Raw genomic sequence first — 19,160 nt, forward strand, 5'->3', positions numbered from 1 at the left:
ATAAGCAAGTCATGTTTTTCCAGCGCCATCGCGCGCTACGGGTTTGGAGTCGGGATGATGGTCTTTGGTTTTGGAAAATCGGCGAAACATCGGGAGATCAGCGCTTCGGAACTGGCCGCGATGGTGCAGGCGAATCAGGCCCTCGTCATCGATGTGCGTGAAGTGGACGAGTTTGCGGGAGGTCATATTCCCGGCTCGATCAACATGCCCTTGTCCACCTTCCAGCCCAGCAGGCTGCCCGACCCCGATGGCAAGCAACTGGTGCTGACCTGCCTTGGTGGCAAGCGGTCTGGCATGGCGCTCGATAAATGCGCGGCGGCTCAAGCCAGCGTGGATACGCATCTGGCGGGCGGCTTTGGTGCCTGGGCAAAAGCTGGTTTGCCGGTTGAACGCTAAGGGCAAAGGCAAAAGGGCGGGACGGGAGATGACGATGCGTAAAGCTATGCAGGCCAAGGCTTGGTTGATCGCGATCATGGCGGCATCGCTGCAGGGATGCGGGCAGGATAAGCCTGCGCCAGAGGCGGCGCCCACCGCCACCGGGCCGCGCCTCACCATTGCCGCCAGCGAAACGCCCGATTGGCAAAGTGTTTCTGCGCAAGTGACCACGCAGGATCAAGCGCAGGTGCTGGCGCGCATTCCGGGTTTGCTCTCCACGCTATCCGTGCGTGCGGGCGATATGGTGCGCAAAGGGCAGGTGATCGGGCGCATCACCGACAGTCAGCTTGCCTATCAATCCGCCGCCTATGGCGCGCAGGCCGCCGCCGCGCAGGCGCAGGCGATGCAGGCGCGGGCCGAACTGGATCGCGTGAAGTTCCTCGCCGCCAATGGCGTCTATGCCAAGGCGCGGTTGGAGCAGGCCGAAGCGGGCGCCAGCGCCGCCAGCGCCCAGACCCAGGCCGCTCGTGCCCAGCAGGCCAGCGTGCGCGCGATGGCGGGCCAGGGCGCGGTGGTGGCGCCCGCCGATGGCCGGGTGCTGCGCGCCGATGTGCCCGCCGGATCGCCGGTGGCGCCGGGGATGGTGGTGGCGGTGATCACCTCTGGCCCGATGGTGCTGCGGCTTGATCTGCCCGAAGCGTTGGCGGCCAAAATTCGCCCCGGCGCGCGGGTCCGCGTGGATGGTATGGCGGGCGAGGGTGGCGTGACCCGCATATATCCAGCTGTGACAGCGGGTCAGGTGAGCGCCGATGTCGCGATGGCGGGGCTGGATGCCAGCCTGATCGGGCGCCGCTTGGGCGCGCAGTTGGCGGTGGGAACCCATCGGGGGATCATCGTGCCGCGCGCCTTTATTCTCACGCGCTATGGGCTGGATTATGCGCTGATGGCGGGCAAATCCGGCGCCGTCACGCAGGTGCCGGTGCAGACAGCGCCTGCCGATGATGGCCGGGTCGAAATCCTGTCTGGCGTGGCCGCTGGCGATGTGCTGGTGGGCGCCGGAACGGGGGCGGGGCGATGAAGCTGGGCCTTTCGGGTCGCATCACGCAGGCCACCATCGCCTCGCCCCTGACCCCGCTGTTTCTGTTGGCGGCGATCCTTGTGGGCCTGATCGCCACGATCACCATCCCGCGTGAGGAAGAGCCGCAGATCAAGGTGCCGATGGTGGACATCCGCGTGGCTGCGCCGGGGCTATCGGCGGGGGATGCGGTCGAACTGGCGGGCAAGCCGCTGGAACAGATCATCAAGAGTATCGACGGCGTCGAGCATGTCTACACGCAGGCGCAGGATCATGGCGTGATGGTCACGGCCCGCTTCAACGTGGGGCAAGACCCGGAGGCCGCCGCCACGCGCGTGGACGAAAAGATCAAGGCCAATATCGACAAGATCCCCACCGGTATCCAGCCGCCCCAGATCACCGTGCGCGGCATTTCCGATGTGCCGATCGTGGTGCTGACTCTCACCCCCACAGGCGCCGGTTGGGACGAGCGCAGCCTTTACACGCTGGCTACCAAGCTGCGCGGCGAGGTGGCCAAGGTGGACGATGTGGGCCTGACCTTCATCACCGGCGGCCAGCGTGAGGCGATCCGGGTGATCCCCGATCCGGTGCGATTGGCGGCGGCGCGGGTGCCGCTCTCCAGCCTGATGGAGGCGATCCGCCAAGGTGGGCGCAGCTTCCCCGCTGGCACGGTTCGCGAGGATGGCAGCGCGATGGCGATCACCGCAGGCGCGCCCTTGGCCAGCGCGGATGATGTGCGCCGCCTGACCCTGCGCGCGGCGGGCGGGGCGCCGGTGCTGCTGGGTGATGTGGCGCGGGTGGAAACCGGCGCGGCGCAGGATCAGGCGCACAGCTGGCGCTGGGCGCGCGATGGGGGCGCATGGCAAATGGCGCCCGCCGTTTCCATCGCGATCGCCAAGCGCAATGGCGCCAATGCGGTGAATGTGGCGCAAGGCGTGGTGGCGCGGGTCGAGGCGCTGAAGGGCAACCTGATCCCGGCCAGCGTGGCGGTCAATGTCACCCGCAATTATGGTGAGAGCGCGAATGAGAAAGCCAACGAACTGATCTTCCACCTCGCTTTGGCCACGGTTTCCATCGTGATCCTGATCGGCTTTGCCATTGGCTGGCGCGAGGCGGGGGTGACGGCGATTGTCATTCCCACCACCATCATGCTCACCATGTTTGCATCGCGCATCATGGGCTTTTCGATCAACCGCGTGTCGCTGTTTGCGCTGATTTTCTCCATCGGCATTCTGGTGGATGACGCCATCGTGATGATCGAGAACATCGCCCGGCATTGGGGGATGCATGATGGGCGCAGCCGCCAACAGGCCGCCATCGAGGCGGTGGCCGAAGTGGGCAACCCCACGATCATCGCCACGCTGACGGTGGTGGCCGCGCTCTTGCCGATGCTGTTCGTGTCGGGCCTGATGGGGCCGTATATGGCGCCGATCCCGATCAACGCCAGCGCGGCGATGGTGTTCAGCTTTTTCGTGGCGGTGGTGATTGCGCCATGGCTGATGATCCGCTTTGCGCGCGGGGCCTTGGCGCATGGTAGCCACGAGGATGGCGGCAAGCTGGGCGGGATCTATGCCCGCTATGCCGGGCGGGTGATCGCCACGCGCGCCAGTGCCAAGCGCTTCCTGTGGGGCGTGGGGTTGGCCACAGTGGTCGCCTGTTCGATGTTCTATTTCAAGGCGGTCACCGTCAAGCTCCTGCCCTTTGACAACAAGAGCGAGGTGCAGATGGTGATCGACATGCCCGAGGGCACCGCGCTGGAGCAGACCGCGCGCGTGGCCGAGCAAGCCGCCGCCATCGCCCGCCAGATCCCCGAAGTGACCGCGATGGAGGCCTATGCGGGCACAGCGGCACCTTTCAACTTCAACGGCCTTGTGCGCCACTATTTCCTGCGCGCGCAGCCGGAGATGGGGGATGTGATGGTTGCCCTCTTGCCCAAGGGCGAGCGCAGCCGGGCCAGCCACGCCATTGCGGTTGATCTGCGCGAAAGGCTGCGTGCCTTGGCTCTGCCGGTGGGGGCCAGCATCAAGGTGGTGGAAACCCCGCCCGGGCCGCCGGTGCTGGCCACGCTGTTGGCCGAGGTTTATGGCCCGGATGAGGCGACGCGCCAGAAAACCGCGCTGGTGCTGGAGCAGATTTTCAAGTCGGTGCCCTTCATTGTCGATACCGATACGTCCTTTGGCACGGCTCGCCCCACGCTGCGCCTTGTGCCGGATCGCGCCAAGCTCGATCACTATGGCATCGCGCAAGGGCAGGTGATGGACAGCATGGGCGCGCTGATGGGGCAGCAGACGCTGGCCTATGTACCGCGAGGGGCTGACCGCGATCCGCTGCCTGTGGAGATTGGCCTCGATCAGGCACAACGCCAGTATAGCGGGGCGCTGGCCGCGACGCCGGTTGCCGCGACTCCTTCGGGCCAGTTGCTCAGCCTTGGCGAACTGGTCGATGTCCGGCGCGAGATGGGCGGGCAGGCGATTTTCCGCCGCGATGGGCGCGGGGCAACCATGGTGATGGCCGATATGGCGGGCCGCTATGAAGCGCCGATCTATGGGCTGCTGGCGGTGGACAAGGCGGTGGAGGCCTATGACTGGGCGGGCCATGGGCTGACCAAGCCGCGCATCCTGATGCATGGCCAGCCCGATGACGAGAGCACGCCAGCGATCCTGTGGGATGGCGAATGGGAGATTACCTGGGTCACCTTCCGCGACATGGGCGGGGCGTTCATGGTGGCGCTGCTGGCGATCTATGTGCTGGTGGTGGGGCAGTTTGGCAGTTTCAAACTGCCGTTGGTGATCCTCACTCCCGTGCCGCTCACGCTGATCGGGATTGTGGCAGGGCATATGCTGTTTGGCGCGCCCTTTACCGCCACCAGCATGATCGGCTTCATCGCGCTGGCGGGCATCATCGTGCGCAATTCGATCCTGCTGGTGGATTTCATCCGCCACAGCGCCACGCCCGGAAAGCCTTTGCGGCAGGTGTTGATCGAGGCGGGGCGCATCCGCGTCAAACCGATCGCGCTGACCGCCGCCGCCGCGATGATCGGGGCCAGCGTGATCCTGACCGATCCAATCTTTCAGGGGCTGGCCATCTCGCTGCTGTTCGGTCTGGCCTCGTCCACCCTGCTCACCCTGCTGGTGATCCCGGCAATCTATGTAGTCTTGCGCGATGATGGGATTGCCCTATCTGAGGAGGCACGATGAAACCCACCGATCTTTCCGAGTTGAAAGCCAATGCCAGCCATATGGCCGCACGCCTGAAGGTGATGAGCCATCCTGAGCGCTTGCTGATGCTGTGCCGGATGGATGAGGGCGAGGTGAGCGTGAATGAACTGGTGGCGATGACGGGCCTGTCGCAATCGGGCGTGTCGCAGCATCTGGCGCTGTTGCGGGCCGAGGGTGTGGTGAATGTGCGGATCGATGCGCAATTGCGCTGGTATAGCCTGAAAGACCCCATCGTTTCGGGCGTTATCCACGCCATGTGCGCCCTATGCGATGCCGGGGCCCTTGGATTCTGCGACACGCGCTGATTGTACAATCAACGCCAGTTCGGTGCGATTGCTGACCCCCAATCGGTCATAGATGCGGTGGAGATAGACCTTCACCGCCCCTTCCGACAGGTCGAGCCGTTCGCCAATTTCGCGGTTGCGCAAGCCCTGGGCCGCGCATTCGGCAATGCGCCTGTCGCGTTCGGACAGCGTGTCGAGTGGATGGCTGCGCGCCGGTTCGCAAGCTAGTGCCAGCGCGCGTTCCATCAGAGGCATGGCGATCGCCCGCTCGCCCGTCAGCGCCGTGGCAATGGCCTGATCCAGCACGGCAATATCGGTGTCCTTGAACACGATGCCGTTGACCCCAAGCCGGATCGCGGCCAGCAGGCTGGCATCATCCACCTCTGCGGCCAGCATGACCACGGGGCGCTGGTCGCCGGCCCCGCGCATCGCTTCCAGCACGGCCAGCCCGCCGCCGCCCGGCATGCGCAAGTCCAGCACCACGACATCAGGATTATGCGCGTCCACCGCCGCAATGGTCGCCTGCCCGTCGCCCACAGAGGCAACGATCGTGTGCCCGCGCGCGCTCAACACCTGTTCCAGCCCGGCGCGTAAAAAGGCGTGATCGTCGGCAATCAGGATGTTGGTCACGCATGTGGCTCCATGGGAAGGGTGATGTCGACGCTGCTGTGCCCCGGTCGTGAGATGACTGTGATCTGACCGCCAAGCGCGGCAACCCGTTGCGCAATGGACCGGGGCAGGGCGCCGGGCAAGAAGCCATCGCCGTTGTCGGTGATCGACAGGCGCAGGCCATCACCGGTCGGCTCGATCGCGATGGCAACGGCGCTGGCCTTGCCGTGGCGCACGGCATTGGCGGTGCCTTCGCGGATGATCTGCTGCATGGCAAAGTTGAGCGCGGCCGGGCCAATGACCGCTGGCCAGTGGGGCGCCACCCAAACCTGCGCGGCCCACTGGCTTGACAGGTGCTCGGCCAGCGTTATTGCTTCGTGGTGTAGGTCGCGCTGGCCCGGCTGGATCCGGCCCAGACGCAACTGGCCGATGATGGCGCGCAGATGCTGCTGCTCGGCGGCGATGGCGCTGGTAATCTGGTCGATCTGGGCGGATGCATCGTCGCCCGCATCGGCCCGCAAGGCCTGCAACCGATACCGCGCCCCGGCCAGCGTTTGCACCACGCTGTCATGCAAATCCGCCGCGATTTGCGAGCGTAGCCGCGACATGGCCACTTCACGGGCCAGCGTTTCGGTCTCTTCCTCGTCCAGCGCCAAGGCGATTTCGCGGGCCATGCCCTGCGCGGCCAGCAAGTCATCTCCGTTGGGCCGTGCCATGCTCCACAGCAGCACTTGCCCGCGCCCTGTCCGCGTAATAAGCGGGATGGCCAGCCCCTCGGTCACGCCCAGGGCCGCCGCCAGCGCGCAGGGGGCAGCCTGCGCCAACACGCCGCGCCGGTTGTCATCACGGAGCGCCATGCGCCGCGCGCCGTCAAACAGAAAAGGCAGGCCCCCGTCGGCATCATCGATCCGCAGCGCCTCATGCTCCAGCCATGCTGGCGGATTGGCCAGTCCAACCGTGCACAATTGCGCCCGTGTTTCGCCCATGGGCAGCCAAGCCAGCGCGCCGCCCGTCGCCCCGCAAAGGTCCATGGCATAGGCCAGCGCCGCGTTGAGCGTGTCGGGCGTGGCCTGTTCATCATCGGCGGCCCCGCCATGGCGATGATGGCGCGGCGTGGCCAGCCCGCGTGTGTTCAGCGCGAACCAGCCCAGCATCATCAACAACACCATCAGCGTGCTGAAGCGGCGGATGAATTTCGGCATGTCGAACCCGGTGCCATGGCCATCCACCAGCCAACCGGCCAACAGGAAACAGGCCGCTAGTCCCAGCATCACCAGCAACATGCCGCGCCTGCTCCATCGCGCGGCGGCGGTCAGCACGAGAAAGGCGAAAAGCGTGAGGAAAGCGCTGAAGAAATCCAGCGTGACCGCGCGCGTCCAATACAGGCCGACCAGCGCGGTCATGGCATCAATCGCAAAGGCGGGCCCCGCCAGCCGGTGGTCGTGCCACCAACTGCTCCAGGCGACCACGACCATGCCCACCGCAAACAACAGATAGGCCGCGAACAGCGCAACGGCGGCATGTTGCCCCGGCATGCTGCGAGGCGAAGCCAGATCCAGCCATGCCACGAACAGCAGCGCCATCACCACCCGCATCGCGGCCAGTACCACGCCCGAGGGGATCCGCCGCGGACGGATGGCTGAGGCCAATGTGGGCAGGGGCTGTGGGCGCATGGGTATTCTCTTGCCATGAAACGGGGGGCAGTCAACCGAACCACAGGGGCTGTGGCTATGTCACAAAAGTGAAAATAACGATGGATAGAGAGCGGTGTAACCAAAGTTACGCAACCGCGCGGCCCCTCTCCATTCCGGCTGCGATCCTCGGAGGACAAGACGGTGAATCACAAAAAGGCCCTTCTCGCGCTGCCGCTTTCGGCGCTGGCGTTCATGCATGGGGGCATGGCGCAAGCTGCCGATGTGGCGGCGGATCCTGCCCCGGCGGCTGAAGGGCAGGGGCTGACCGACATTGTCGTTACCGCCACCAAGCGCGAGACGAACCTGCAGAAGACACCGGTGGCGATCTCGGTGGTCAGCGACCAGATCATCAAGGACCGCCATGTGCAGAGCCTGATCGATCTGGCCGATGGCGGCGTTCCCAGCTTGCGCGTCGCCACGTTCGAGGCGCGCCAGTCGGCGCTGACCGTGGGCATTCGCGGCATCGTGCCGTTTGACCAGAACCAGACCGCGCGCGACACGGGCGTGGGCGTGTATATTGATGGCGTCTATCTCGCCCGTTCGCAGGGCCTGAACGCGGCCCTGTTCGATGTGCAGCGTATCGAAGTGCTCAAGGGGCCGCAGGGCACGCTGTTTGGTCGCAACACTGAAGGCGGCGCGGTCAGCATCGTGACGCGCGATCCCACCGGCAAGTTTGGTGGCCGCTTTGCTGCAGGCCTTGGCAATTACGGCAGCCACACCGCCGAGGGCCACATCGACCTGCCCGAATTCAATCACATCGCCATCAAGATCGACGCGGTGGAGCAGCATCAGGACCCCACCGTCAAGAACCCGCTGGCGGGGCAGGCCGGGTGGAACCAGTATGAGCGCGCCGGTGGCCGCATCCAGGCCAAGTGGACCCCGTTCGACGGCTTCTCGGCGCTGGTCAGCTATGACAAGGCAAAGGACGAAAACACGCCCAACTTCAGCCAGTTGCTGAACTACAATCCGCTGGGCAAGACGGTGGGCCAGTATATCGCCAACCCCAATGGCAACGGCAAGTACATCCTGGTCGCGCCGGGCACCACCACGGCCTGCTCCGCCTGCATCGCGCCGCTCTCGCCGCTGGTGACGCCCACGGGCAGCAACCGTCTGGCCACTGCGCAAGTGGGCGTGCCCCAGCAACCCAGCGTGGACCGCACTGAAGGCACCTCGCTGCGCCTGAACTACAAGGTGATGCCGGGGATGGAGCTGCGCTCGATCACCGCATGGCGCACCGTTTCGACCGAGCAGTGGGACAATTCGGGCGGCCCGGCGCGCACCATCTTTGCGCCTAACACCGGCTTCAGCCGCTACAGCCTCTCGTACCTGAATCAGCGCCAGTTCAGCCAGGAACTGCAACTGGTGGGCAGCCTGCCGCAGATCGACTATGTGCTGGGCGGCTATTACTTCAACGAACGTGCGCAGGAACAGGCGTCCACCCCTTCGTCCAACACGTGGAATGTGGATGGCACCAGTTACACGATCAACAGCGAGACCGTGTCGGGTGCGGTAACCTCGTCCAATCAGGGCTGGGCGCTGGGCCAGCAATTCCTGCAACGCGCCAGCCAGGCCTTCGCCAAGAGCTATGCCGCCTTTGGCCAGGCGACCTACACGCCTGATTTCCTGGGCGGCAAGGCGCATCTGACCGTGGGTGGCCGCTACACCAACGACAAGCGCAACGGCTTGCTCTATCTGGTGCAGGGCGTGGCCACCAACTTCACGTTCAACGCCAGCGTCAGCCGGTTCGACCCGCTGGTCGTGTTGGCCTATGATGTGGCGCCCAACGTCAACACCTATGCCAAATACTCGACCGGCTATCGCGCGGGCGGCGCCAATGACCGTTCGCAGACCTTTGCCGCCTTCAGCCCCGAAGTTGTCCGGTCCTATGAAATCGGCACGAAGATGGACCTGATGGACCATCATGTGCGCCTCAACCTTGCTGGCTACATCATGGATCGTACCGGTACTCAGACCGATTTCGACAATGTCGACACCAACCCGACCAGCCCCACGTTCAACCTGCACACCGAGGAAACCCGCAACGCGCCGGGCACCTCCAAGATCCGCGGGTTGGAAGCAGACTTGACCGTTAAGGCGACGCCCGAACTGACGCTGGGCGCGTCCTATGCCTACACCTACACCTTCGTTCCGGCGACGCCCAACCCGTTCCTGAACAACGCGCTTTATCAGGTGTATGTGGTTTATACGCCGCGTAATGCTGCGTCAGCCTATGCCGATTACCACCGCGCCGTGGGGGGCAATGGGTCTGAACTCACCGTTCACCTCGACGCCAACTATGCCCAATCGCAATACAGCTTCCAGAACGAACCGGTGAAGACCGACTCCAGCTTTGTGGTCAACGGTCGCATTGCGCTGGCCCATGTTCCTATGAAAGGCGACACCAAGGCCACTTTCTCGCTGTGGAGCCGCAACCTTCTCAATACCACCTATGTCTATCGCCGGTCGGGCGCCAATGATGCGGTGCTGGGCGATTATGGCAATTTCAATCCGCCGCGCACGTTCGGTGCCGAACTGCAAATTGCGTTCTGAGTAACAAGAACATAACTTCTTCAGTATACCTTGATGGGTGGCTGAAAAGCCGTCCCTTTGCTTGGATAAAGGGCGATGGTGCGGTGCGCCAGCACCATACTATCAATATGGCCAGCATGATCGCTGCAGCTACTGTGCTGGCCAGTCCATCCACCGCCAGATGCGGATCCTTGCCAATCAACCGCGTGGGCAGGAGGGCGGGTAGCAGAGCCGACTCCACTGTGAATGTGTCCGCAGGCTAGCGGCGATCCACCAAAGGCTTGCGCGACGATCCAGTCGGGGGTGAGAAAGGGAAAGAGACTTCACTATATTGCAAATCTGGCATATTATAAAAATCTGCAATTGGTAAGCGAATTTGCCGGGGGCGAACTGACCGTTGCACGCCGCCTGCCATTGCCTGTGTTGCGCACTATTGCGCAGCCTTTCCGAGGGGATATGTCCGATGGATATGGCGGTTGTCGAATTATCCCGGCTGCAGTTTGCGCTGACAGCCATGTATCACTTTCTTTTCGTGCCTTTGACGCTGGGCCTCTCTTTCATGCTGGTTATCATGGAGAGTGTTTATGTCATCACTAAACGCCCCATCTGGCGGGTGATCACCCGCTTCTGGGGCAAGCTGTTCGGCATCAATTTCGTGCTGGGCGTGGCCACGGGCCTGACCATGGAATTCGAGTTCGGCACCAATTGGGCCTATTACGCGCATTATGTGGGCGATATCTTTGGTGCACCGCTGGCGATCGAAGGGCTGATGGCCTTTTTCCTCGAAGCGACGATGGTGGGCGTGATGTTCTTTGGCTGGGATCGCATGAGCCGCCGCCAGCACCTGCTGGTGACGTTCCTCACTGCGCTGGGCACCAATCTGTCCGCTCTGTGGATCCTGATCGCCAATGGCTGGATGCAGAACCCTGTAGGGGCAGAGTTCAACCCCCAAACCATGCGGATGGAGGTGACCGACTTTAAGGAAGTCCTCTTCAACCCGGTGGCTCAGGCCAAGTTCGTCCATACCGTGAGCGCGGGTTATGTCTGCGCCTCCACCTTTGTGATGGGTGTTTCCGCACTTTACCTGCTGCGCGGCAAATATACCAACATTGCCCGCCGCTCGATGATGGTGGCCTCGGCCTTTGGGCTGGCCTCGGCGCTCTCGGTGGTCGTGCTGGGCGATGAAAGCGGCTATGCGCTGACCGACAACCAGAAGATGAAGCTGGCCTCAATCGAAGCGATGTGGGAGACCGAAGAGGCGCCCGCCGCGATCACGCTGGTCGGCCTTCCCGATGTGGCGGCGCGCACCACCCATGGCGCGATCAAGATCCCCTATGTGATGGGCCTTATCGGCACGCGCAGCCTGTCGGGCAAGATCGACGGGATCGAGGAACTGGTGCTGAGCGCCGATGAGCGTATCCACAGCGGCATAATCGCCTATGACGCGGTTGAGACGATGAAGGCGGATCGCGCCAATGTCCCCGCGCGCGCCGCGTTTGAGGCGCATAAGCGCGACATCGGCTATGCGATGCTGCTCAAGCGCTATGTGGCCGACCCGCGCAAGGCCGACGACGGGCTGATCCTGAAGGCGGCGTGGGATACGGTGCCCAATGTGCCGGTGATGTTCTTCCTGTTCCGCGGCATGGCGGCGCTGGGCTTTGGTTTCATCGCCTATTTTGCCATGGCCTTCTACTGCGCCTCGGCCTGCCGGTTTTCGAAACGCTGGTTCCTGAAGCTGGCGGTGGTGATGATCCCGCTGCCGTGGATCGCGATTGAGGCAGGCTGGGTGCTGGCCGAAATCGGGCGCCAGCCTTGGGCGGTCGATGGCGTGCTGCCGACTTTCCTTGGCGCATCCTCGCTGACCGTGGCGCAGGTTTGGGCAACGATTCTGGGTTTTACCGCGCTTTACGGCACGCTGGCCGTCATCGAGATCCGCCTGATGATCGCCGCCATCCGCAAGGGGCCGATCGAGCACCACGAACCCATCGCGCAGGCGCAGGGTTTTGCCCCGTTGCCCGCCGAATAAGGGGATAGGACATGCATATTCCTCTCGATTATGAAACGCTGCGGGTGATCTGGTGGGCTCTGCTGGGCGTGCTGCTGATAGGCTTTGCGCTGACCGATGGTTATGACCTTGGCGTGGGGGCGCTGCTGCCCTTCGTCGGAGGCACCGACCAGGAACGCCGCCTTGTCATCAACGCTATAGCCCCACATTGGGAAGGCCACCAAGTGTGGTTCATCCTTGGCGGCGGGGCGATCTTTGCCGCATGGCCCTTCGTCTATGCGGTCAGCTTTTCCGGCTTCTACCTCGCAATGTTCCTGGTGCTGGCGGCGCTGATCCTGCGGCCGGTGGCGTTTAAATACCGCTCCAAGGACACCGATGCCGGATGGCGCAGCCGGTGGGATTGGGCGCTGTTTGTCGGCGGCTTTGTTCCCGCACTGGTGTTCGGTGTTGCCGTCGGCAATGTGCTGGTGGGGGCGCCCTTCCGCCTCGATAGCGATCTGCGCATGACTTATGAAGGCACGCTGCTCGGGCTGTTCACGCCCTTTACGCTGCTCACCGGTCTGTTGTCGGTGGCGATGCTTGCGCTGCATGGTGCCGGTTGGCTGGCTGTGAAGATTGAGGACGGGCCGGTGCTGACCCGCACCCGCGCCATTGCCCGCATCGCCGCCTTGGCGAGCATCGCGCTGTTCTTGATCGGCGGGGTGATGGTGGCCAAGGGCGGCATGGGATTAGCGCTGACCAGCGCGGTTGATACCCAAGGCCCGTCGAACCCGCTGATGTCGGCCAGTGTAGCCGCGCCTGGTGGCTGGCTGGCCAATTATGGCGCCCATCCATGGATGGTGTTGGCACCCGCTTTGGGCCTGTTGGGACCGCTGGTGGCGCTCGCTGGGATTGCCAAGCGTTCCGGAGCGATCAACCTCATCGGCACTGCGTTGGCCACCACAGGGATTATCGCCACGGTTGGCCTCTCGATGTTCCCCTTCATCCTGCCATCCTCCATCGATCCGCGCTCCAGCCTCACGGTCTGGAATGCCTCATCCAGCCATATGACGCTTTTCATCATGCTGATCTGCACGGTCATCTTTCTGCCGGTGGTGCTGGGCTACACGGCCTGGGTGATGAAGATGCTCGGCGGGCGCATCACCTTGCGCGATGTGCAGACCAACCCTGATTTCTACTGAAAGGAACTGCCATGTGGTATTTTACATGGGTGCTGGGTTTGGGCCTTGCGGTGGGTTTCGGCATCATCAACGGCCTGTGGCATGAGTTCAACTCGCCGATCGACGATGATCCTGCGGTCTGATCCATCACGGTAAAGCCCATCAGGACGCAGCGGCGCTGGCCCTTCCCGCCGGCGCCGTATTGCATGATATTTGAAAGCGAACCAACATGAACAGAATTTCTCGCTGTATCGCTTTGGGCATTATCGGGGTTGGTCTGGGGCTTCCCGGGCTGGCCATGGGCAAAGCGCGGCAAGTGCCCGCAACCCAGCCTTATTATGTTTTCCAAAAGGTCGTCTATCAAAACGATAGCGGATGGCCAGATGACAAGGCCTATTTTAACCGCCTGTTGCGCCACATCGGCGCGCATATCGCCGCCACCGATGGCAAGGTGGAAATCCGCGTCGTCAATTTCGCCGCCGGGGTGAAGCTTTTCGTCATCGCCAAGGAGGACGCCGAATTGGCCAAGGCCATCGACGGATTGCGGGCCAAGGGCGTGCGCTTCCTGATCTGCAACAATACGATGCAAGGGATGAAGCTGACCCCTGCCGATCTTTATGGGGTAAAGCCCGATGATGTCGTGCCCAGCGGCGTGGCTGAAATCGCTCGGCTGCAGGGTAAGGGCTATGTGTATCTCCACCCTTGATAGCCGATGACCCTTGTCGATCACCTCTTGTATGCCGTGGCGTGGGGGCTGTTTGGGCTGAGCCATAGCCTTCTGGCCGGGGCGGGGCCGCGGCAGGGGTTGGGGCGCCTGTTCGGGCGGGCACACCGGCTTGCCTATAATGTTCTGGCTCTCGTGACGATTGCATTGGTGCTGGCGCTTGGCGTGTGGTTGTCGCGCGGCGACCACGGTTTTGCCATGCCGCGCTGGCTGATGGCATTGAGACTGGGCATAGTCGCCAGCGGTTTGGTGCTCGGCTTGTTTGCCTTGCGCGCTTATCGTCTGGGGCCTTTCGTCGGTTGGTCGCAATTTCGCGGCGAGGAAGATGATGGGCAGACCTTGGTCGTGACCGACCTGCATCGTCATATGCGACATCCGTTGTATACGGCGGCCCTTCTCCTGCTGTGGGGCAGGGTGGATGGCGAACTGACGCTGGCGACGGCCATCTGGGGCAGCCTCTATCTTGCCGTGGGCAGTCATTTTGAAGAGCGGCGGTTGATGACGCGCTATGGTGAGGCCTATCGTCGCTACCGCGCCATCACACCGCGCTTTTTTCCGCGCCTGTTTTAGACTGGTTTTCGCGCGACCAGATCAATCAGCGCTGAGATGCCGCTATGGCCGCGCCCTTCCTCGAGGATGCTGTCGTGGCTGGCTAAATGCTCGATTTTCCAATCAGCAAAGGCCTCGCGCAGCATATCCTCAGTGTAGAGATTGTCCGGCATACCCGGCCCGCCCGTGCCATAGGCGATCTGTTCCGGCCGATAGCCTTGAAGCAGGATCAGGCCGCCGGGGCGAGTGGCGCGCTGCATTCCGGCGAAGATCCGCGTGCGCAGGGATGAGGCGGCAAACTGGATGAAGATCGCCACTACCGCGTCAAAACAGCCTTCCGGCCAGTCCCATGTGGCGAGGTCAGCCTGTTGCAGGTCCAGCGATACGCCCCGCTCCTGCGCCAGCTTGCGAGCCTTTGCGAGGCCGACCTCGGCAATGTCAATGCTGGTCACATCATGCCCCAGAGCCGCCAGCCACACGCCATTGCGCCCTTCGCCATCGGCCACGCACAGCACTTTGGCCTCTGTGGGTAATTGCTCTGCCTGTTGCGTCAGGAACAGGTTGGGCTCCGTGCCGAACACATAATCTTCCGCCGCAAAGCGGGCGTTCCATTGGCTTGCATGGTTCATCATCCGCGAGCCCATTCAACAATGCGGCGCGCATCCATGGCGCCTGAAATCCGTTTCACTTCCCGTCCCCCAGAAAACAGCATCAGCGTCGGGATCGACTGGATGCGATGCGTCGCGCCCAGCGCCTGCTCAGCCTCTGTGTCCACCTTGAGCAGGCGCGTGGAAGGTTCCAGCATTCCTGCGGCCTGTTCAAAGGCTGGCGCCATCGCGCGGCACGGGCCGCACCATGGCGCCCAGAAATCAACCAGCACCGGCAGCGTGCCCTTGCCGACATGCGCAGCAAAGCTGGCGGCATTCACGGGCAAGGGATTGCGCATGAACAGCCCCTTGTGGCATTTGCCGCAGTTGGGCGCATCTCCCAGCCTTTCGCGCGCGACGCGGTTGGCACCACCGCAATGTGGGCAAATCACGATCTCGCTCATGCCGATCCTCCCGAAAGTGCGGTCCAACTGCGCCACAACATGTAGAGCGCCACCACCACAATGCCAGAGGCGAAGATCGTGTTGAGCAACCCCTTGGCACCTGACAGACGCCGTGAACTCCATGTGCCTAGCACCGTGCCGCCGATCCCGCCCAGAATGAAAGTACCCGCCAAGGCCCAGTCCAGCATACCGGAAAGAGCGTAATTTGCCGCGGTGGTGACGCCAAAGGCAGTGACCGCCATCAATGACGTGCCGATCGCGCGATAGATCGGCATGGAGGTGGCCGCGACCAAGGCGGGCACGATCAAAAACCCGCCGCCGATCCCGAAAAAACCCGACAAGGCGCCCGTGCCCAGGCCAAAGATCAAAACACGCGGCAGGTTCTGGCGATGGCACACCACGCCCTCAACGCCTTCCTCTCCACGCCCACGAAACATCGCCCCCGCCACCACCAGCATCAACAGCGCGAAGAGCGCCAGCAGGCGATGCCCATCGACGACCTTGCCAAGGCTGGACCCGGCAAAGGCACCCATAATCCCCGCCGAGGCGAAGGCCGCGCCGCAGCGCCAGTTGACATTGCCGGCACGCGCATGGCCCACCAGCCCCGCAAAGGCATTGGCGGCAACCGCCAAGGCGCTGGTGCCAATGGCCAGATGCGGCTGTTTGACCCCCACCACATAAACCATCAGCGGCACAGCCATCACCGACCCGCCGCCACCCACCAACCCCAGCGTGAAGCCGACAAGCACGCCGCTGCCAACAGATAGGGCGGCGTGAAGCAGGTCGATGCTCACAAGTGGCTCCTTCTCACAGCAGGTTCAGCGGCAGTTTGAGGTAGCTGACCCCATTGCTTTCCGGTTCGGGCATGCGCCCGCCACGCATATTGACTTGCACCGAGGGCAGGATCAGGCGCGGCATGGCAAGGGTTGCGTCGCGGGCCTGGCGCATCGCGACAAACTCTGCTTCTGTAATGCCGTCATGGATGTGGATATTGGTCTTGCGTTGGGCCTCCACCGTGGTTTCCCAGACGAATTGCTCGCGACCCGGCGCCTTGTAGTCATGGCAAAGAAACAGGCGGGTCGAGTCAGGCAGGCTGAGTAAGCGGCGGATCGAACGATAAAGCGTGGCCGCATCCCCGCCCGGAAAATCGCAGCGAGCGGTGCCGTAATCCGGCATGAACAAAGTATCGCCAATAAAGGCTGCATCGCCCACGATATAGACGAGATCGGCGGGCGTATGGCCCGGCATGTGCAACGCGATGGCCGGAATTTCGCCAATGGCAAAGCCTTCGTAATCGTCGAACAGGTGATCGAATTGCGATCCATCGCGGGCGAAGAGCGGGCTCTCGTTGAACACTTTGCCGAAGGTGTCCTGCACCGTCAGGATATGGCGCCCGATGGCAATCTTGCCGCCCAGATGCGCTTGAAGATAGGGTGCGGCCGACAGGTGGTCGGCATGGGCGTGGGTTTCCAGTAGCCATTCGACGCAGAGACCCGCCTCGCACACATGGGCGATCACTTGATCTGCATGGGTGGTGCTGGTGCGGCCAGAAGCGGCGTCGAAATCCAGCACGCTGTCGATGATGGCGGCCTTGCCCGTTGCCGGGTCGGACACGACGTGCGTTGCCGTAAAGGTCGCTTCGTCAAAGAAAGTGGTGACCTTTGGGCGTGCCGGATTGCTGGCAATCTCCTGGGCTTTGTCAATGGGAAGGTCAAACATGGCCGATCTTTGCGATCTTTCAACAACGATGCGCTCATTATATTAGTATAAAATAATATATCAAGAGGCGATCCTTCATCGCCCCATCTCACCGAACATTTTGCGTTGAGCTGCCTCGATCTCTTCCAAGTAACGACGGCGCGTGTGGCGCTCGGTTAGGATGCCCACCACCTTTCCTTGTGCATTTACAACGGCGAGCTCGTCGGCCATCGCGCTGTCGAAACACGCGAGCACAGTTTTGATGCCGGTCGCCGGATTCAGTGTGGTTTCAGCCAAGCCCGCCAACGAGCCAATGCTGGCCATCGGATCAGCTTGCGGCGCATAAGCAGCGGCGGTTGCCACGATGCCTTGATAGTGGCCATCGGCATCAGTGACGATGGCCTTGGTTGTGGCGCCCAGTGGCACGGTCTGGCGGAAGTGGGCGATGGTCATGCCGGCCTCCAAGCTGATCCAGTCACGCCGCATCATGCGCCCGGCGGTCAGCGTCAGCATCCAGCCAATGTCTCGCGGGCTGCGGATGTCCGACCCGCGCACATGCAGTCGCCAGGTCGAGAATGAATAGCCGAACAGTTCTCGCGTGAGGCTGGTCGAGATCAACGCTGCAGTCAGCACAACGCCCATCAGCGCGAAATCGTGTGTTGTTTCCAGCATCAGCAGGGCCAGCGTCATCGGGCCGCCTACGATCGAGACGCTGAGGCCCGCCATGCCAACCAGCGCCGCATCCACCGGGGACAGCGCCAGACCCCAAGGGTTGAGATTGAACATCTGAGCAAAGGCCTGCCCCAGCAGCGACCCCAGAAACAGCGAGGCAAAGAAAAGCCCGCCCCTAAAACCGCTGGCCAGCGAGATGATCGATGCGACAACCTTCAGGGCAAACACAAACAGCAGCAGCGCCAGCGGCGGTTGCAACACCAGATCGAGATGCAGTGCACCATGGCCCGAAGACAGCGTTTGCGGCGAAAGCAGCGCCAGCCCTGCGAGTATCACACCGCCAACGACTGGTCGCCATCGTGCCAGCCATGGCCACGCCTGAAACCAACGCTCCGCAATGGTGACAAGGCGCATGACGCCAATGCCCACCAACGCGCACAGGCTACCCAACGCGGCATAGGCACCATAATCAACGATAGTAATTGCGCGGGTGACCGTGGTTGCAATCAGGTAGGGCTCACTATGCAGTCCACGCAGCACCAAGACGGCGGCCAACGCTGCCGCAATGACGGGGGCGACCGAGGCTGTGCTATAGGCCCCGATGACAATCTCGAAGGCGTAGAACGCGCCGGTCAAAGGCGCCCCAAACGCTGCCCCCACCGCCGCCCCGGCGCCCGCCCCCACCAGATTGCGCAGATCGGCCCGCCGCAACCGCAGCAATTGCCCCAATAGCGAGGCGATGCCGCCGCCCATCTGGGCATAGGTTGCCTCCAGCCCCACAGAGGCCCCACAGCCGTTGGAAAGGATGGTTTGGGCCGCGATCACCAGATTGTCGAGAACCGGGATCCGTCCGCCATGCAGGGCATTTGCCTCTACCACGTCGATTGGGGTGCGGCGATGGCGCGACAGGGCCTGTCCCATCAACAGCAGCAACAGTCCGCCCAAAGGCAAGGCCAGCAACTTCCACGGGTGATGGATCGTTGCCAGCGCGCTCAACCGGTTTGAGGTGACGCCGAAGAGAAGCCCCTGTATGCCATGGGCCAACCATCCTTGCGCGGCAGTGGACACCCCGGCCAAGACCCCCACCGCCATGGCCAGCGCGATAAAAGCCAACTCGCTGCTGCGCAGCCATTGGCGCAGAGCCACGGTGGTACGGCGCAGAGCATGAAGGGGAGGGCGCATCATCGCCCTTTGGTTATGGCGCCAAGTCTTTGCGTCAAGTCTGTATACAAGTGATTTGGTGTCAGCGCGTGGTCATGTGCGTTACTGCCCGGGCGACAAGCCAACTTGCCGGCACCGACAGCCGCAAGCCCAACCCGATCGAGATCAGAATTGTACGCCCACTGGTGTAACCCGGCGATGGTCGCTGTCGCCGCGATGCCCATAATGGTGGTGGCGATCGCAGAAAACAAAACCATCATAATCCGGAAAGTCATGACGCAATGTCCCAAACTAAGCAGGATGCGACCGTCGGGGGTATCAGCTCGTTGGTGATTGTGGGGCCTGCGAGAATGGGT

Annotated in this window: 18 protein-coding genes; 10 read left to right on the forward strand and 8 right to left on the reverse strand. The window is 62.9% G+C overall.

What is annotated here, in order from left to right; genetic code table 11:
• The first annotated feature begins 54 nt into the window (after positions 1–54).
• The 4 genes from GTZ99_RS11485 to GTZ99_RS11500 are packed head-to-tail and all read left to right on the forward strand — an operon-like array spanning position 55 to position 4,973.
• Positions 55–396, forward strand: a complete 342-nt coding sequence (locus GTZ99_RS11485) for a rhodanese-like domain-containing protein (RefSeq protein WP_406818594.1) — start codon at positions 55–57, stop codon at positions 394–396.
• 34 nt (positions 397–430) lie between these two features.
• Positions 431–1,453 carry an efflux RND transporter periplasmic adaptor subunit gene (locus GTZ99_RS11490; RefSeq protein ID WP_227711282.1) on the forward strand — a complete coding sequence of 341 codons (1,023 nt, stop codon included), beginning with the start codon at positions 431–433 and terminating at the stop codon, positions 1,451–1,453.
• On the forward strand, positions 1,450–4,647 hold the full coding sequence (locus tag GTZ99_RS11495; RefSeq protein WP_161718989.1) for an efflux RND transporter permease subunit: 3,198 nt from the start codon (positions 1,450–1,452) through the stop codon (positions 4,645–4,647). The genes GTZ99_RS11490 and GTZ99_RS11495 overlap by 4 nt, the downstream gene beginning before the upstream one ends.
• Positions 4,644–4,973: an ArsR/SmtB family transcription factor gene (locus GTZ99_RS11500; protein WP_161718991.1), complete on the forward strand. Its 330-nt coding sequence runs from the start codon at positions 4,644–4,646 to the stop codon at positions 4,971–4,973. Before GTZ99_RS11495 ends, GTZ99_RS11500 begins: the two co-directional genes overlap by 4 nt.
• On the opposite strand, the gene GTZ99_RS11505 is transcribed toward GTZ99_RS11500, so the two are convergent.
• Together GTZ99_RS11505 and GTZ99_RS11510 are read right to left on the reverse strand one after the other, a co-directional pair.
• A complete protein-coding gene (locus GTZ99_RS11505) occupies positions 4,932–5,582 on the reverse strand; it encodes a response regulator (protein ID WP_161718993.1) in 651 nt (216 codons plus the stop codon). The genes GTZ99_RS11500 and GTZ99_RS11505 overlap by 42 nt on opposite strands.
• Complete coding sequence (locus GTZ99_RS11510; RefSeq protein WP_161718995.1) at positions 5,579–7,234, reverse strand: sensor histidine kinase; 1,656 nt, start codon at positions 7,232–7,234, stop codon at positions 5,579–5,581. The genes GTZ99_RS11505 and GTZ99_RS11510 overlap by 4 nt, the downstream gene beginning before the upstream one ends.
• A gap of 213 nt (positions 7,235–7,447) precedes the next feature.
• Here GTZ99_RS11510 and GTZ99_RS11515 point away from each other — a divergent pair, with 213 nt between their 5' ends.
• The 6 genes from GTZ99_RS11515 (at position 7,448) to GTZ99_RS11540 (ending at position 14,243) form a co-directional block, all read left to right on the forward strand.
• Entirely contained in the window at positions 7,448–9,805 is a 2,358-nt protein-coding gene (locus tag GTZ99_RS11515) for a TonB-dependent receptor (RefSeq protein ID WP_161719250.1), read from the forward strand.
• A 442-nt stretch (positions 9,806–10,247) separates the two neighbouring features.
• A complete protein-coding gene (locus GTZ99_RS11520) occupies positions 10,248–11,810 on the forward strand; it encodes a cytochrome ubiquinol oxidase subunit I (RefSeq protein ID WP_161718997.1) in 1,563 nt (520 codons plus the stop codon).
• Positions 11,811–11,821: 11 nt separating this feature from the next.
• Positions 11,822–12,970 carry a cytochrome d ubiquinol oxidase subunit II gene (gene cydB, locus GTZ99_RS11525; RefSeq protein ID WP_161718999.1) on the forward strand — a complete coding sequence of 383 codons (1,149 nt, stop codon included), beginning with the start codon at positions 11,822–11,824 and terminating at the stop codon, positions 12,968–12,970.
• 11 nt (positions 12,971–12,981) lie between these two features.
• Entirely contained in the window at positions 12,982–13,092 is a 111-nt protein-coding gene (gene cydX / locus GTZ99_RS11530) for a cytochrome bd-I oxidase subunit CydX (protein WP_084391181.1), read from the forward strand.
• 86 nt (positions 13,093–13,178) lie between these two features.
• Entirely contained in the window at positions 13,179–13,655 is a 477-nt protein-coding gene (locus tag GTZ99_RS11535; protein ID WP_161719001.1) for a DsrE family protein, read from the forward strand.
• Positions 13,656–13,661: 6 nt separating this feature from the next.
• Complete coding sequence (locus GTZ99_RS11540; protein ID WP_161719003.1) at positions 13,662–14,243, forward strand: methyltransferase family protein; 582 nt, start codon at positions 13,662–13,664, stop codon at positions 14,241–14,243.
• On the opposite strand, the gene GTZ99_RS11545 is transcribed toward GTZ99_RS11540, so the two are convergent.
• From GTZ99_RS11545 to GTZ99_RS11570, 6 genes are all read right to left on the reverse strand, one after another.
• On the reverse strand, positions 14,240–14,851 hold the full coding sequence (locus GTZ99_RS11545) for a class I SAM-dependent methyltransferase (RefSeq protein WP_161719005.1): 612 nt from the start codon (positions 14,849–14,851) through the stop codon (positions 14,240–14,242). The two genes, GTZ99_RS11540 and GTZ99_RS11545, sit on opposite strands and share 4 nt — an antisense overlap.
• Entirely contained in the window at positions 14,851–15,273 is a 423-nt protein-coding gene (trxC, locus tag GTZ99_RS11550) for a thioredoxin TrxC (RefSeq protein WP_161719007.1), read from the reverse strand. The genes GTZ99_RS11545 and trxC overlap by 1 nt, the downstream gene beginning before the upstream one ends.
• Positions 15,270–16,067: a sulfite exporter TauE/SafE family protein gene (locus tag GTZ99_RS11555; RefSeq protein WP_161719009.1), complete on the reverse strand. Its 798-nt coding sequence runs from the start codon at positions 16,065–16,067 to the stop codon at positions 15,270–15,272. The genes trxC and GTZ99_RS11555 overlap by 4 nt, the downstream gene beginning before the upstream one ends.
• Before the next feature lie 13 nt (positions 16,068–16,080).
• The gene (locus GTZ99_RS11560) at positions 16,081–16,992 is read right to left on the reverse strand and encodes an MBL fold metallo-hydrolase (protein ID WP_161719011.1); all 912 of its coding nucleotides are present in this window, start codon (positions 16,990–16,992) and stop codon (positions 16,081–16,083) included.
• A gap of 75 nt (positions 16,993–17,067) precedes the next feature.
• Positions 17,068–18,828, reverse strand: coding sequence for a chloride channel protein (locus GTZ99_RS11565; protein WP_201742493.1), 1,761 nt, complete (start codon positions 18,826–18,828; stop codon positions 17,068–17,070).
• A complete protein-coding gene (locus GTZ99_RS11570; RefSeq protein WP_161719013.1) occupies positions 18,825–19,079 on the reverse strand; it encodes a hypothetical protein in 255 nt (84 codons plus the stop codon). The genes GTZ99_RS11565 and GTZ99_RS11570 overlap by 4 nt, the downstream gene beginning before the upstream one ends.
• Positions 19,080–19,160: the final 81 nt, after the last annotated feature.

Origin of the sequence: Novosphingobium ovatum (assembly GCF_009909235.1) — a bacterium.
Lineage (GTDB): Bacteria > Pseudomonadota > Alphaproteobacteria > Sphingomonadales > Sphingomonadaceae > Novosphingobium > Novosphingobium ovatum.